Genomic DNA, 13455 nt, shown 5'->3' with positions numbered 1-13455 from the left:
TGCCCGGCACCGGGCTAGAGGATCTCGAGATTGCTCTCGAGCTCGTAGGGCGTGACCTGCGCGCGGTAGGCGGACCACTCGCGGCGCTTGTTGAGCAGCACGTAGTTGAACACCTGCTCGCCGAGGGTCTCGGCCACGAGCTCGCTCTCCTCCATGAGCCCCAGAGCGCGGTCGAGGCTCGAGGGCAGCGGCTGGTAGCCGAGGGCGCGGCGCTCGACCTCGCTGAGCTCCCACACGGTGTTCTCGGCCTCGGGCGGCAGCTCGTAGCCCTCTTCGATGCCCTTGAGTCCGGCGGCGAGCAGCAGCGAGAAGGCGAGGTACGGGTTCGCGGCGGAATCCATGCCGCGGTACTCGACGCGCGCGCTCTGGCCCTTGCCGGGCTTGTAGAGCGGCACGCGCACGAGGGCCGAGCGGTTGTTGTGGCCCCACGTGACATAGCTCGGGGCCTCGTCGCCCGTCCACAACCGCTTGTAGGAGTTGACGAACTGGTTGGTGATCGCCGTGATCTCGGGCGCGTGCGTGAGCAGACCCGCGACGAACTGGCGCCCGATCTTCGAGAGCTGGTACTGCCCGGCCGGGTCGAAGAAGGCGTTCGTGTCGCCCTCGAAGAGCGAGAGGTGCGTGTGCATGCCCGAACCGGGATGCGCCGCCAGAGGCTTGGGCATGAACGTGGCGTAGACGCCCTGCTCGATGGCCACCTCTTTCACGACCGTGCGGAAGGTCATGATGTTGTCGGCCGTCGTCAGGGCGTCGGCGTAGCGCAGGTCGATCTCGTTCTGCCCCGGGCCGGCCTCGTGGTGGCTGAACTCGACCGAGATGCCGAGGTCTTCGAGCATGCGCACGGCGCGGCGGCGGAAGTCGTGCGCGGTGCCGCCGGGCACGTTGTCGAAGTAGCCGGCCGCGTCGACGGGCTGGGGCCCCTTCGGGCCGTACTTGCTGCTCTTGAGCAGGTAGAACTCGATCTCGGGGTGCGTGTAGAACGTGAACCCGCGGTCGGCGGCCTTGGCGAGCGTGCGCTTGAGCACGTGGCGCGGGTCGGCGGCGGCGGGCTGGCCGTCGGGCGTCGTGATGTCGCAGAACATGCGCGCGGTCGGGTCGACCTCGCCGCGCCACGGCAGAATCTGGAACGTCGTGGGATCGGGATGCGCGAGCACGTCGGCCTCGTAGGCGCGCGAGAAGCCCTCGATCGCCGAGCCGTCGAAGCCAAGGCCCTCGGCGAAGGCTCCCTCGACCTCGGCGGGTGCCACGGCGACCATCTTGAGCGTGCCCACCACATCGGTGAACCAGAGGCGCACGAACTTGACTCCGCGCTCCTCGATCGTGCGAAGAACGAAGTCGCGCTGCTTGTCCATGCCGCCCATTCCGGTGCTCACATCTCTCCCTCGGTCGACACAAAATCCCGCCATTAGGCTAACGGGTATGCCCCGCCTCCGCTTGGCCCTCGCCCAGTCGAACCCCCTCGTCGGAGACCTCGCGGGCAACGCCGAGAAGATCGTGCGAGCAGCCCGCGACGCGGTCGCCCAAGGCGCCGACATCCTCGCCGTCGGCGAGATGGCGCTCACCGGGTACCCCATCGAGGACCTCGCGCGACGGCCGTCGTTCCTCGCCAGGATCACCGAATTCCTGCCCCTGCTCGCGCAGCGGTTGCAGCGGGAAGGGCTCGGAGACCTGCCGATCGTCGTCGGGCACCCCGACGGGCCGCACGAGCCCCGACTGCTGGGCACCTCGAACGCACCGACGGCGATCGCCCAGAACTGCGCGAGCGTGCTGCAGCACGGCCGGGTCGTCGCGCGCTACGCCAAGCACCACCTTCCCAACTACGGGGTCTTCGACGAGTACCGCACGTTCATCCCCGGAGACGAGCTGCTCGTGCTGCGGCTCAAGGGCGTCGACGTCGCGCTCATCATCTGCGAAGACCTGTGGCGCGATGGCGGGCCCGTCGGGCGCGTGCTCGAGTCGGATGCGGGCGTGCTGCTCGTCATCAACGCCTCCCCCTTCGAACGCGACAAAGACGAGGTGCGGCTGCCGCTCGTCACGCGGCGCGCCATCGAGACCGACACGGTCGTCGCCTACGTCAACCTCGTCGGGGGGCAGGACGACCTCGTGTTCGACGGCGACAGCGTCGTCGTCGACGGGAAGGGCACAATCCTCGCCCGCGCCCCCCAGTTCGTCGAGCACCTGCTAGTGGTCGACGTGGATGCGGCCGACGCGACCGACACCCCGTTGCCCCCGAACGTGCGGCGCGTCGAGCTCGCGGGCGGCGGTGCCTCGAGCGAGCATCCCCTCGCCACCGACATCGCCGAGCTTCCCGATGACCGGGAGCAGCTCTGGAACGCGCTCGTCACCGGCACGCGCGACTACGTGCGCAAGAACCTCTTCCGAAGTGTCATTCTGGGTCTCTCGGGCGGCATCGACTCAGCCGTGTGCGCCGCCATCGCGGCCGACGCGATCGGAGCCGAGAACGTCTATGGCGTCTCGATGCCGTCGCGGTGGAGCTCCGACCACTCGCGCAGCGACGCCGACGACCTCGCCGAGCGCATCGGGCTGAATTACTCGGTCGAGCCCATCGCCGACCTCGTGCAGCCCGTCGAGACTCAGCTCGCGCTCGACGGCGTCGCCGCCGAGAACCTGCAGGCGCGCATCCGGGCGATCATTCTCATGGGGCTGTCGAACATGCATGGGCACCTCGTGCTCACGACGGGCAACAAGACCGAGCTCTCGGTGGGCTACTCGACGATCTACGGCGACTCGGTGGGCGGATTCGCTCCGATCAAGGACGTGCCGAAGCTGCTCGTCTGGGAACTCGCGCGCTGGCGCAACGAGCACGCCATCGCGCGGGGTGAGACGCCGCCGATCCCCGAGAACTCGATCGCCAAGCCCCCGAGCGCCGAGCTGCGCCCGGGCCAGGTCGACCAAGACACCCTGCCGCCGTACGAGGTGCTCGACGCGATTCTCGAGGCCTACGTCGACCGCGAGCTCGGCACCGACGACGTCATCGCACTCGGCTTCGACGCCGAGACGGTGGGGTTCGTCACGAAGCTCGTCGACCGCGCCGAATGGAAGCGGCGCCAGGGTGCCATCGGTCCCAAGATCTCGGGCATGGCCTTCGGCCGCGACCGGCGGATGCCGATCACGTATCACCCCCCGCGGGGGCTCCACGGCTAGGGTGGTCGGCATGGCTGAGGCACCGAAGCGCGTTCGTACCCGTCACTTCGCTCGGGCGAAGGAGCAGGGCATCAAGATCACGGGGCTCACGTCATACGACGTGCTGACCGCGCAGATCTTCGACGAGGCGGGCATCGACTTCCTGCTCGTCGGCGACTCGGCCGGCAACACCGTGCTCGGCTACGACACCACGCTGCCCGTCACGATCGACGACCTCATCCCGCTCACGCGCGGCGTGGTCAACGGCGTGAGTCGCGCGCTCGTGGTCGCCGACATGCCCTTCGGTTCGTATGAGACCGGGCCCGAGGAAGCCCTGCACACCGCGTTCCGGTTCATGAAGGAGACGGGGGCGCACGCCGTGAAGCTCGAGGGCGGGGTGCGGTCGGCCAAGCAGATCCGGCGCATCGTCTCGGCGGGCATCCCGGTCATGGCGCACATCGGGTTCACGCCGCAGAGCGAGCACGGGCTCGGCGGCCACGTCATCCAGGGCCGCGGCGAGGCCGCCGAGCAGCTGCTTGCCGACGCCCACGCGGTGCAGGAGGCCGGCGCGTTCGCCGTCGTTCTCGAGATGATCCCCGCCGAGGTCGCGAAGCGCATCACGGCCGAACTCACAATCCCGACCATCAGCGTGGGCGGCGGCCCGCACTGCGACGGCCAGCTCGTCGTCTGGACCGACTGGGCGGGGCTCACCGGCGGGCGCATCCCGAAGTTCGTCAAGCAGTACGCGAACCTGCGCCAGGTGCTGCGGGATGCCGCTCTCGCGTACAAGGCCGACGTCGAGTCGGGCGCCTACCCCGATGAGGCGCACAGCTACAGCGACGAGAGCGCCGAGCAGGCGCTGCGCGACCGCACCGAGTAGGCGCTACTCCTCTTCGTCGGCCGCCCAGGCACGGGCACGTTCACGCGCGATCTCGGGCGCGCGGCGGGCGTCGGCCTCGGTCGCGTACGGGCCGTCGCGGTCACTACCCAGCGACTGCGGACCGTTCTCGACCTCACCCGTCTTGTGGTTGTACCACCACTGCTGCTCGTGCTCGGCCATGGGCCGCTCCCCTCGCTCGGTAGACTCGACCCTATGCCTCGCGACGCCTCCGGTCACCTCGTCGCCGGGCGTCTCTCGCCGCAGCGCACGGTGCCGCTGAGCATCCCGCGCCCCGAGTACGTCGGCAAGCCCGCGCCCGCGCCGCACGTCGGCGGCGACGTCTACGACGCCGAGACGATCGAGCTCATCAGGCACAGCGGACGCATCGCCGCACAGGCCGTTGACGCCGTCGGCGCCGCGATCGTGCCCGGCGTCACGACCGACGAGCTCGACCGTATCGCGCACGAGTTCCTGCTCGACCACGACGCCTACCCCTCGACGCTCGGCTACCGCGGCTACCCCAAGTCGTGCTGCACGAGCCTCAACGAGGTCATCTGCCACGGCATCCCCGACGACACCGTCATCGCCGAGGGCGACATCGTCAACATCGACATCACCGCCTACGCGAACGGCGTGCACGGCGACCTCAACAAGACGTTCATCGCCGGAGACGCCAGCGACGAAGCCCGGCTGCTCGTCGAGCGCACGCAGGAGGCGCTCAACCGCGGCATCAAGGCCGTCGCTCCCGGGCGCGAGATCAACGTGATCGGCCGCGCGATCGAGGCCTACGCGCAGCGCTTCGGATACGGCGTCGTGCGCGACTTCACCGGCCATGGCGTCGGGCGCTCGTTCCACTCGGGCCTCATCGTGCCGCACTACGACGCCGCGCCCGACTACTCCACCGTCATGCAGCCCGGGATGGTCTTCACGATCGAGCCCATGCTCACGATCGGTGACATCGCGTGGGATCTGTGGGCCGACGACTGGACGGTCACGACGAAAGACAAGACCCTCAGTGCCCAGTTCGAGCACACGCTCGTGGTCACCGAGCGCGGGGCCGACATCCTCACCCTTCCGTGAGCGCCGCCCGCACGCGCCACCCCAACGACAGGAGAACCGCATGACGCTCGCCATCGGAATCGACATCGGCGGCACCGGCATCAAGGGGGCGATCATCGACCTGGATGCGGGCGAGCTCGTCAGCGACCGCGTCAAGCACCCCACGCCCGAGGGCGGAGAGCCCGAGGCGATCATCGAGACCGTCGCGCAGCTCGTCGGCGAGCTCGGCACCGACGGCGTCGCGCACATCGGCGTGTGCTTCCCGGCCATCGTGCGCAACGGCCGCACCATGTCGGCGGCCAACGTCAGCGAGCGCTGGATCGGGCTGGACGCCGACACCCTGTTCGGCGAGGCCCTCGGCCGCGACATCCACTTCGTCAACGACGCGGATGCCGCCGGGTACGCCGAGGCCGTCTCGGGTGCCGCGCGCGACCAGCAGGGGCTCGTCATCATGACGACACTCGGAACGGGCATCGGCAGCGCGTTCATCTACGACGGTGTGCTCATTCCCAACACAGAGCTCGGGCACCTCGAGCTCGGTGGCGACGACGCGGAGCACTGGGCGGCGAACTCGGCGCGCGAGCGCGAGGGGCTGTCGTTCGCTCAGTGGGCTGAACGGCTCACCCGCTACTACCGCCACGTCGAGTTCTTGTTCTCTCCCGACCTCTTCATCATCGGCGGCGGCGTCTCGAAGCAGCACGACGAGTTCATGCACTTGATCGACGTCGAGACGCCAATCGTGCCCGCGGTGCTGCGCAACAACGCCGGCATCATGGGCGCTGCGGCGCTCGCTGCACGCCACGCGCGCTGACCGTCGCCGCGACGCCAGCGCCGACGGCCGTCCCGGCCGTCGGTTCGCGCCTTAGCTGCGGCGGAACTGGTTGACGAGCGGGCAGTCGAACGGGTCGCGGGCCGAAAGGCCGACGCGGTTCAGGTAGTCGATGACGATGCCGTACGAGCGGAACACGCCCGTCTCGGTGTAGGAGATGCCCATCGACTGCGCGTACTCGCGCACGATCTCGCGCGCCTTGCCGAGTGCCGGTCGCGGCATGTTCGGGAACAGGTGGTGCTCGACCTGGTGGTTGAGGCCGCCGAACAGCACCGTCGCCCACCAGCCGCCCCTGAGGTTGCGCGAGGTGAGGATCTGGCGGTGCAGGAAGTCGAGCGAGGTGTCGTTCTCGAGGATCGGCATGCCCTTGTGGTTGGGGGCGAAGGATGCTCCCATGTAGACCCCGAAGACCGCGAGCTGCACGCCCAGGAAGGCGAAGGCCATGCCGAGCGGCAGGAACCAGAAGAGAACCGCGACGTAGAGCGACAGGCGCAGGGCGATGAGCCCCAGCTCGAGGAACCGGTGCTCGACGCGGCCCTTGTCGAACAGGCTCAGGATCGAGCGGAAGTGCAGGTTGATGCCCTCGAGCGTCAGAAGCGGGAAGAACAGCCAGCCCTGGTTGCGGGTGATGAGCGCGAAGGCACCCCGTGACTTGGCCGCATCTTCCGGCAGGAACGCGATCGTGTCTTGCTCGATGTCGGGGTCGGCGCCCTTCTGGTTGGGCTTGGCGTGGTGGCGTGAGTGCTTGTGCATCCACCAGTGGTAGCTGATGCCCACGACCGCGGTGGCGAGGATGCGGCCGACCCAGTCGTTGACCTTGCCCGAGGCGAAGATCTGGCGGTGCGAGGCCTCGTGGGTGACGAAAGCGATCTGCGTCAGCACGATGCCCAGCGCGCCGGCCATGAGCAGCTGGAACCAGCTGTCACCCAGCAGCACCATGCCCGTGATGACGCCGCCGAGCGCCACCGCCAGGCCGGCGAAGACGGCGTAGTAGAAGCCCTCCCGGCGGCGGAGCAGACCCCCGTCGCGCACGGTGCGCATCAGGGCCGAGTACGAGGCCGTGAGGGGCACGGCGTTCGGGTCGCGCGGTGTCGTCGTGCGGAGGGCACCGAGCGTGGCGGAATCGGCACCGGAGGAGGCGAGAGAGGTCATGAGGCCTTCGGGGTCGGAGTGCGACTTCCCAGCCGGCGCGAGGTGCAGGCCGTTGCCTGCGAGATATTCCGACTCTACGCACCTGTGTATGCCGAACGCGGAATGACAGGCCGATTCATAGCGCAGGCTTGCCTTGCTTGAGGCTGGGGAGGGACCGGAGTTGACTGGGCCCATGAGCGATCAGTCGAACGGCCCGAGCGAGCACACTCCGCACGACAGTGAGCCGCACGATCGCGGCGCCTTCAGCGACGGGCTGAACAAGCTGCGCGCAGGCGTTCTCGGCGCCAACGATGGCATCGTCTCGGTCGCCGCGGTCGTCGTCGGCGTCGCGGGGGCGACGAGCGCGCTCGGCCCCATCGTGACCGCGGGCGCGGCTGCGGTCGTCGGAGGTGCCATATCGATGGCCCTCGGCGAATACGTGTCGGTCGCGAGCGCGCGCGACAGCCAGACGGCCCTCATCGCGAAGGAGCGCCGCGAGCTCGCCGAGATGCCCGAGCAGGAGCTCGCCGAGCTCGCGAGCATCTACCAGTCCAAGGGGCTCACTCCCGAGACGGCGCAGCGCGTCGCGGAGGAGCTGACCGCGCACGACGCCCTCGGCGCCCACCTCGAGGCCGAGCTACACATCGACGAGAACGAGGTGCTCAAGCCCTGGCAGGCGGCGGTCGCCTCGGGGCTCGCGTTCCTCGCGGGCGCCGTGCTGCCCATGCTCGCCATCCTGCTGCCGCCGGCCGAGCTGCGCATCCCCATCACCTTCATCGCGACCCTCGCGGCGCTCGGCATCACGGGCGCCCTCGGTGCCGTGCTCGGCAAGAGCCCCTGGCTGCGGCCGACCGTGCGCGTGCTCGTCGGAGGCGCTCTCGCTCTCGCCGTCACGTTCGGCATCGGCGCACTGCTCGGCACGCAGATCGCGTAGGCGCCCGGAGGCGGGGAGCCCGCCACGACCGGCCGGTATCCTGGCGTGTGCCTTCCGACCACCCCGACCTGCCCGATCACCCCGGTATCGACCCCGACGACCTCGCAACGACGCTGCGGGTGCTGAGCACGTTGCACGAGCTCGACCATGAGCATCCTGATTTCATCGCGGTGCGCCACGCGACCGCGCACATGTTCCGCGCTGTCAAGGTGCACCGTCGCCTCACCAAGCGTGCCGAAGTGCTCGCGGCCGACAAGGCCGTCATCGAAGCGACAGCGACGGGCTCGCCCGACCGTATCGACGACGAGACGCGCGGCGTCGACATCAGCTCGTCGACCGAGGCGCCGTTCGCGGGCGAGCTCACGCGCCCGCAGTCGTGCTACATCTGCAAGCAGCCGTACACGCTCGTCGACGCCTTCTACCACCAGCTGTGCCCCGACTGCGCGCGCCTCAACCACGCGAAGCGGGATGCCCGCACCGACCTCACCGGACGCCGCGCCCTGCTCACCGGTGGTCGCGCGAAGATCGGCATGTACATCGCCTTGCGACTGCTGCGCGACGGTGCCCACACGACGATCACGACGCGGTTCCCGCGGGATGCCGTGCGCCGCTTCTCCGCACTCCCCGACGCGGCCGACTGGATCGACCGGCTGCGCATCGTCGGCATCGACCTGCGCGACCCCGCCCAGGTCATCGGCCTCGCCGAATCGGTCGCGGCGGCCGGCCCCCTCGACATCATCATCAACAACGCCGCGCAGACCGTGCGGCGCTCCCCCGGCGCCTATCAGCCGCTCATCGAGGCCGAGCTCGCCCCCCTGCCCGACGGGCCCCTCCCCGAGCTCGTGACGTTCGGCCACACGATGGATCCGCACCCGCTCGCCCTCGCCGAGTCGGTCGCCGCCCATCCGATTCTCTCGGCGGCCGCGGCGAAGGCCGAGCAACTGACGCAGGCGGCCATGACGGCCGGCAGCGCATCCCTCGCCAAGCACCGCGACGGCACCGCGATCGATGCCGGCGGGCTCGTGCCCGACCTGCACGACGTCAACAGCTGGACCCAGGCCGTCGGCGACGTCGAGCCGCTCGAGATGCTCGAGGTGCAGCTCGCCAACTCGGTCGCACCGTTCATCCTCGTCGACCGGCTGCGACCGTCGCTCGCGGCATCATCGTTCGCGCGCACCTACGTCGTCAACGTGAGCGCGATGGAAGGCGTCTTCGGGCGCGGCTACAAGGGCCCCGGTCACCCGCATACGAACATGGCCAAGGCCGCGATGAACATGCTGACGCGCACGAGCGCTCGGGAGATGTTCGAGACCGACGGCATTCTCATGACGAGCGTCGACACGGGCTGGATCACCGACGAGCGGCCGCACCCCACGAAGCTGCGGCTCGCCGAGGAGGGCTTCCACGCCCCGCTCGATCTCGTCGACGGGGCCGCGCGGGTGTACGACCCGATCGTGCGCGGCGAGGCTGGCGAGGACCTCTTCGGCGTCTTCTTGAAGGACTACCGGCCGTCGCAGTGGTGACCCTGGTCGGCTAAGGCAAGTGGGTCGGCCGATACGCCGGGTTCTGTTCCAGGAATCGCTCCCCTTCGACGGCCATCTCTCTCGGGACTACGTTGCCGCAGCCCTCTAGCGGTCTACCCGACACCTCGGCGAGCCGCGTCAACGGTGTCTGTCTGACCTTGCTCCGGGCGAGGTTTACCCAGCGAGCCCGATCGCTCGGGCCCCTGGTGGTCTCTTACACCACCGTTTCACCCTTACCGCCGGCCGAGGCCGGAGGCGGTCTGCTCTCTGTTGCACTGTTCTCGCGGATTTCTCCGGGTGGGTGTTACCCACCGCCCTGCTCTGCGGAGCCCGGACGTTCCTCGGCGAGGCCGTCCCCCTCGCGGGGCGTGCGCTCGACGCGACCGTCTGGCCGGCCCACTTGCAGCCCCAGGATACTGCGCAGAGCGATCGAAGGTCGGTCGGCCCGGTCACGATTCGATTCTCGATCGCGGCGAGGTGGTGTTGACGATGCCCGTCAGGGTGCGGGCCGCCACCTGCTCTGCGACATCACGAAGCGGCATGCGGTGCGCTCGCGCGTAGTCACGCAAGGTGGTGAACGCCTCGTCCATGTCGAGCGACGCTGTCGCGGCGAGCACGCCCTTGGCCTGCTCGATGAGCACACGGCTCTCGAGCGCGCGCTGCAGCTGCTCGTTGAGGATGTGGGTCTCGCGGATGCTGCGCTCCTGCAGGATGCCGATGGTCGCGATATCGGCCAGGGCCTGAGCGATCACGGCGTCGGCCTCGGTGGGCCCGCCGGGCTCGACGCTGAACAGGTTCATCGCACCGAGCACCTCGCCGCGCAGCCGCATCGGCGTCGCGAAGACCGCTCGGAAGCCTTGGGTGCGCGCCGCCTCCTGGAAGGCCGGCCAACGGTCGCCGTCGAGGAGGATGTCGGCGACCGTGACCGGAGAGCCGGTCGTGAAGGCGTCGACGCACGGCCCGACCCCGGCACTGAGCTGCATGATCTCGACGAGTTGGGCCTGCTCGCTCGTCGATGCGACGAGCTGGAGGTCGCCGTTCTCGTCGGCGATGACGAGGCCACCCGCATCGACATCGAGCAGCGCGACGCACTCGGTAACGAGGGTGTGCAGCAGGTCGATGATGTCGAAGTCGGCGGTCAGGGTGTCGGCGACCCGCACAAATGCATCGGCGACGCGCTGTTCTCGAGACATCTCGCTCACGTGTATTCCTCTGCTCAGAATGCACAGCCCCGCCTGGGCCAGGCGATGATCAGAGCACGGTCGTCTCGGGCGCCTGCCTGCGGCTCGAGTCGGCCCGAGTCTACGCCCGCCCGGCACCGTTCGGAGCGCGGGGCCCTACACTGGGCCTCCCGACGCGCTCCGCCCTCTCCGGCCTGGAACCGCCGGCCGACCGAGGCGGGAACCCCATGGCAGAGCGGCACCCGCCCGAGGGCGAGCACGTGCGGTCCCCCGACTCGTGGGGATTGTGCGGACCGTTCATGACCCAGCTTCCCGTCTCCGGGGCGCTGCTCTCGATAGTCGACCGCCACGGCCATCGCTCGACCGTGACTGCGACCGACCCGGTTGCGGCCCGCTGGGACGAGCTCGAACTGGAGCTCGGGGGCGGGCCCCTGCACGACGCGATGGTCGACTCCCACCCCCGACTCGTCCCCGATGTCGCCCAAAGCGGCATCACGCCGCTGCTCGGCTCTCCGCTCGCACGGCTCGGCGTGCGCGCGCTCTTCGCCTTCCCGCTCATCATGGGCTCGGCGACCGTCGGCGTCGCGGGGCTTTACCGCACACGACCTGGCGGGCTCTCCGCAGATTCCCTCAGCCGCGCGATCGCTCTCGCACGGTCGGCGACCGTTCCGGCGGTGCGCGAGGCGCTGCGGCTCGCCGAGAGCGAGGTCGAGACCCCCGATCGCGACACTGGCCCCGGGCTGCGCCGTGAGGTGCATCAAGCGACGGGCATGATCAGCGCTCAGCTCGATGTCTCGACGAGCGAGGCCTTCGCGCGGCTGCGCGCCCACGCGATCGCGACCGATCGCTCGATCACCGCCGTCTCGCGCGACGTCGTCGAGCGCGTACTCGACTTCCTCGACCTCGACTGAGCGCGGGTCGTCGCTAGCGCGAGAACGAGGCGCGGGCATCCATCGCGTCGTTCGCGCACTTGTCGGCGCGCGAGTTCTGCAATCGGGGCACCCACTCGAACCGCACCGGCGTACCGGTGAGCAGCAGGCGGGCCTCGTGGGCGAGCTCGGCCATCGCGGGGTGCTTGATCTTCCAGCGACCCATCATCTGCTCGACCACGAGCTTCGAGTCCATGCGCACGGTGAGGTGAGCATTGGGCTCGATCTCGAGAGCGCGCCGCACCCCCGCGAGCATGCCGCTGTACTCGGCCACGTTGTTCGTCGCGACCCCGACCCACACGCCGACCTCGGCGAGCACCTCGCCCGTCACCGGATCGATCACGACGGCCCCGCCCGCCGCGGGGCCGGGGTTCCCGCGCGATCCGCCGTCGGCCTCGACCAGCAGCTCGCGCGTCACAGGCCGCTCTCGTCGGTGCGCACGAGGATCGCGTTGGAGTCGGGGCACAGCAGCACGGCGTCGGGCGCTGCGGCCCGCACGGTCGCCAGATCGCTCCCGGTGAGCTCGACGCCGCTCGCGCTCGAGACGCGCGCCCGCAGGTGCGATGCGCCGACGCCGTAGCGCTCGCGCTGCTTCTCGTAGAGGGCCAGCAGGTCGGCTGGCACGGTCGCGACGATCGCGGCCCGCTGCGAACGGGCCGCGGCGACCTCGTCGGCGATGACCGAGAGCGCGGCATCCCGCGCGGCCTCGGCCTGCTCCAGCTGCTGCTGGTGCGCGTCGAGCGAGGCGGTGGCCGAAGCGAGCTCCGACTCGAGCGCCTCGACCTTCTCCATGACCGAGAGCTCGATCTCCTCGAGGTCGCCCAGCCGGGCGCGCAACGACTCCAGCTCGTGCTCGAGTCCCGCGATGTCCTTGACCGACGAGCTCGCCTGCAGCCGCTCGCCGTCGCGCGCGATGCGCGCCTCGACGACGGCGACGTCGCTCTCGACGCGGCCGAGCTCGATGCGGGCATCCTCGAGTTCGCCACGACGCTGGATGACGAACTCGCGCATGACGTCAGCCTCGGCCTTGAGCGTCTCGACGGCGGCGCGCTCCGGCAACGAGCGCTCGCGATGAGCGAGCTGCTGCAGGGTGGTGTCGAGCGCCTGCACATCGAGCAGGAGGCGCTGGGCATCGGGGCTGGCGGTCAGGGCCATGCGGGGCTCACCTGGTCTCTCGGGGTAGCGATGGTGCGAGGTCGGAACACGGGCATTCCCGGCGCCCCTACTGTACGACCACGAAGTCCCACGGGTCGGTCCGCAGCTCGCTCACGACCACGTCGACACCGGGAAGCGCGACGCGCAGCTCGGCCGCGGCGGTCTCGAGCCACAGCCACTCGCTCGCCCAGTGCGAGACATCGATCAGAGCCGGTCCGCCCGAGACCCGGGCGGTCTCGACCGCTTCGCTCGCGGGATGGTGCCTCAGGTCGGCCGTCACGTACACGTCGGCGGCCCGCACGGCGGGCTCCGCGAGCAGCGAGTCGCCCGCCCCTCCGCAGACCGCGACGGTCTGCACCGTGCGGTCGAACTCGCCGGCGACCCGCACACCCGTGGCCGTGGCCGGCAGGATGCTCGCGAGACGCCTCGCGAGGGTGCCGAGCGACACCGGCTCGGGCAGCCTCCCGACCCGCCCGAGCCCCCTCCCGGGCACCGTCTCGATGATCGGCACGGCGTCGTGCAGTCCGAGGAGCGAGGCGAGACGCGCGCTCGTGCCCGTCTCGACGATGTCGGCGTTGGTGTGCGCGGCGATCAGCGCGCAGCCGCCGCGGATGAGCCGCGCGAGCAGCGCGCCCTTGGCAGTCGACTCCGCGACCGTCGTGACCCCGCGCAGCAGCAACGGATGGTGCG

Annotated in this window: 14 protein-coding genes and 1 other RNA gene; 7 read left to right on the top strand and 8 right to left on the bottom strand. The window is 69.9% G+C overall.

Annotated elements, in window-relative coordinates; genetic code table 11:
- Positions 1–14: 14 nt before the first annotated feature.
- Complete coding sequence (locus ACTIE9_RS10835; RefSeq protein WP_439565606.1) at positions 15–1352, bottom strand: glutamine synthetase family protein; 1338 nt, start codon at positions 1350–1352, stop codon at positions 15–17.
- Positions 1353–1419: 67 nt separating this feature from the next.
- On the opposite strand from ACTIE9_RS10835, the gene ACTIE9_RS10830 reads away from it, so the two are divergent.
- Together ACTIE9_RS10830 and panB are read left to right on the top strand one after the other, a co-directional pair.
- Complete coding sequence (locus ACTIE9_RS10830) at positions 1420–3165, top strand: NAD+ synthase (RefSeq protein WP_439565586.1); 1746 nt, start codon at positions 1420–1422, stop codon at positions 3163–3165.
- 10 nt (positions 3166–3175) lie between these two features.
- Positions 3176–4024 carry a 3-methyl-2-oxobutanoate hydroxymethyltransferase gene (panB, locus tag ACTIE9_RS10825; protein ID WP_439565585.1) on the top strand — a complete coding sequence of 283 codons (849 nt, stop codon included), beginning with the start codon at positions 3176–3178 and terminating at the stop codon, positions 4022–4024.
- A gap of 3 nt (positions 4025–4027) precedes the next feature.
- Here panB and ACTIE9_RS10820 read toward each other — a convergent pair whose 3' ends face one another.
- The gene (locus ACTIE9_RS10820) at positions 4028–4204 is read right to left on the bottom strand and encodes a methionine aminopeptidase (RefSeq protein ID WP_439565584.1); all 177 of its coding nucleotides are present in this window, start codon (positions 4202–4204) and stop codon (positions 4028–4030) included.
- 33 nt (positions 4205–4237) lie between these two features.
- Between ACTIE9_RS10820 and map the strand changes: the two genes are divergently transcribed.
- Complete coding sequence (gene map, locus ACTIE9_RS10815) at positions 4238–5104, top strand: type I methionyl aminopeptidase (RefSeq protein WP_439565583.1); 867 nt, start codon at positions 4238–4240, stop codon at positions 5102–5104.
- A 40-nt stretch (positions 5105–5144) separates the two neighbouring features.
- A complete protein-coding gene (ppgK, locus tag ACTIE9_RS10810) occupies positions 5145–5894 on the top strand; it encodes a polyphosphate--glucose phosphotransferase (protein ID WP_439565582.1) in 750 nt (249 codons plus the stop codon).
- 51 nt (positions 5895–5945) lie between these two features.
- Here the strand turns inward: ppgK and ACTIE9_RS10805 are convergent, their stop codons facing one another.
- Positions 5946–7064, bottom strand: coding sequence for a fatty acid desaturase family protein (locus ACTIE9_RS10805; protein WP_439565581.1), 1119 nt, complete (start codon positions 7062–7064; stop codon positions 5946–5948).
- A 172-nt stretch (positions 7065–7236) separates the two neighbouring features.
- Between ACTIE9_RS10805 and ACTIE9_RS10800 the strand changes: the two genes are divergently transcribed.
- Together ACTIE9_RS10800 and ACTIE9_RS10795 are read left to right on the top strand one after the other, a co-directional pair.
- On the top strand, positions 7237–7977 hold the full coding sequence (locus ACTIE9_RS10800) for a VIT1/CCC1 transporter family protein (RefSeq protein ID WP_439565580.1): 741 nt from the start codon (positions 7237–7239) through the stop codon (positions 7975–7977).
- Between the two features lie 47 nt (positions 7978–8024).
- Positions 8025–9500 (top strand): SDR family NAD(P)-dependent oxidoreductase, encoded by a 1476-nt coding sequence (locus tag ACTIE9_RS10795; protein ID WP_439565579.1) that lies wholly within the window; start codon positions 8025–8027, stop codon positions 9498–9500.
- A gap of 16 nt (positions 9501–9516) precedes the next feature.
- On the opposite strand, the gene rnpB is transcribed toward ACTIE9_RS10795, so the two are convergent.
- Together rnpB and ACTIE9_RS10785 are read right to left on the bottom strand one after the other, a co-directional pair.
- Positions 9517–9899: RNase P RNA component class A (rnpB, locus tag ACTIE9_RS10790), an RNA gene on the bottom strand.
- Between the two features lie 50 nt (positions 9900–9949).
- Positions 9950–10693, bottom strand: coding sequence for an ANTAR domain-containing protein (locus ACTIE9_RS10785; protein WP_439565605.1), 744 nt, complete (start codon positions 10691–10693; stop codon positions 9950–9952).
- 215 nt (positions 10694–10908) lie between these two features.
- Here ACTIE9_RS10785 and ACTIE9_RS10780 point away from each other — a divergent pair, with 215 nt between their 5' ends.
- Entirely contained in the window at positions 10909–11592 is a 684-nt protein-coding gene (locus tag ACTIE9_RS10780; RefSeq protein ID WP_439565578.1) for a GAF and ANTAR domain-containing protein, read from the top strand.
- A gap of 13 nt (positions 11593–11605) precedes the next feature.
- Here ACTIE9_RS10780 and ACTIE9_RS10775 read toward each other — a convergent pair whose 3' ends face one another.
- From ACTIE9_RS10775 to ACTIE9_RS10765, 3 genes are all read right to left on the bottom strand, one after another.
- The gene (locus tag ACTIE9_RS10775; protein ID WP_439565577.1) at positions 11606–12028 is read right to left on the bottom strand and encodes a reverse transcriptase-like protein; all 423 of its coding nucleotides are present in this window, start codon (positions 12026–12028) and stop codon (positions 11606–11608) included.
- Positions 12025–12765 carry a zinc ribbon domain-containing protein gene (locus ACTIE9_RS10770; protein ID WP_439565576.1) on the bottom strand — a complete coding sequence of 247 codons (741 nt, stop codon included), beginning with the start codon at positions 12763–12765 and terminating at the stop codon, positions 12025–12027. The genes ACTIE9_RS10775 and ACTIE9_RS10770 overlap by 4 nt, the downstream gene beginning before the upstream one ends.
- Positions 12766–12832: 67 nt before the next feature.
- A partial coding sequence (locus ACTIE9_RS10765; RefSeq protein WP_439565575.1) for a Nif3-like dinuclear metal center hexameric protein occupies positions 12833–13455 on the bottom strand: 623 nt, incomplete at its 5' end.

The sequence above is a fragment of the Microcella sp. genome, assembly GCF_051860105.1.
Classification (GTDB): domain Bacteria; phylum Actinomycetota; class Actinomycetes; order Actinomycetales; family Microbacteriaceae; genus Microcella.
Note: the sequence above shows the minus strand (reverse complement) of the source record. Positions and strands in the feature narration are given on the sequence as shown.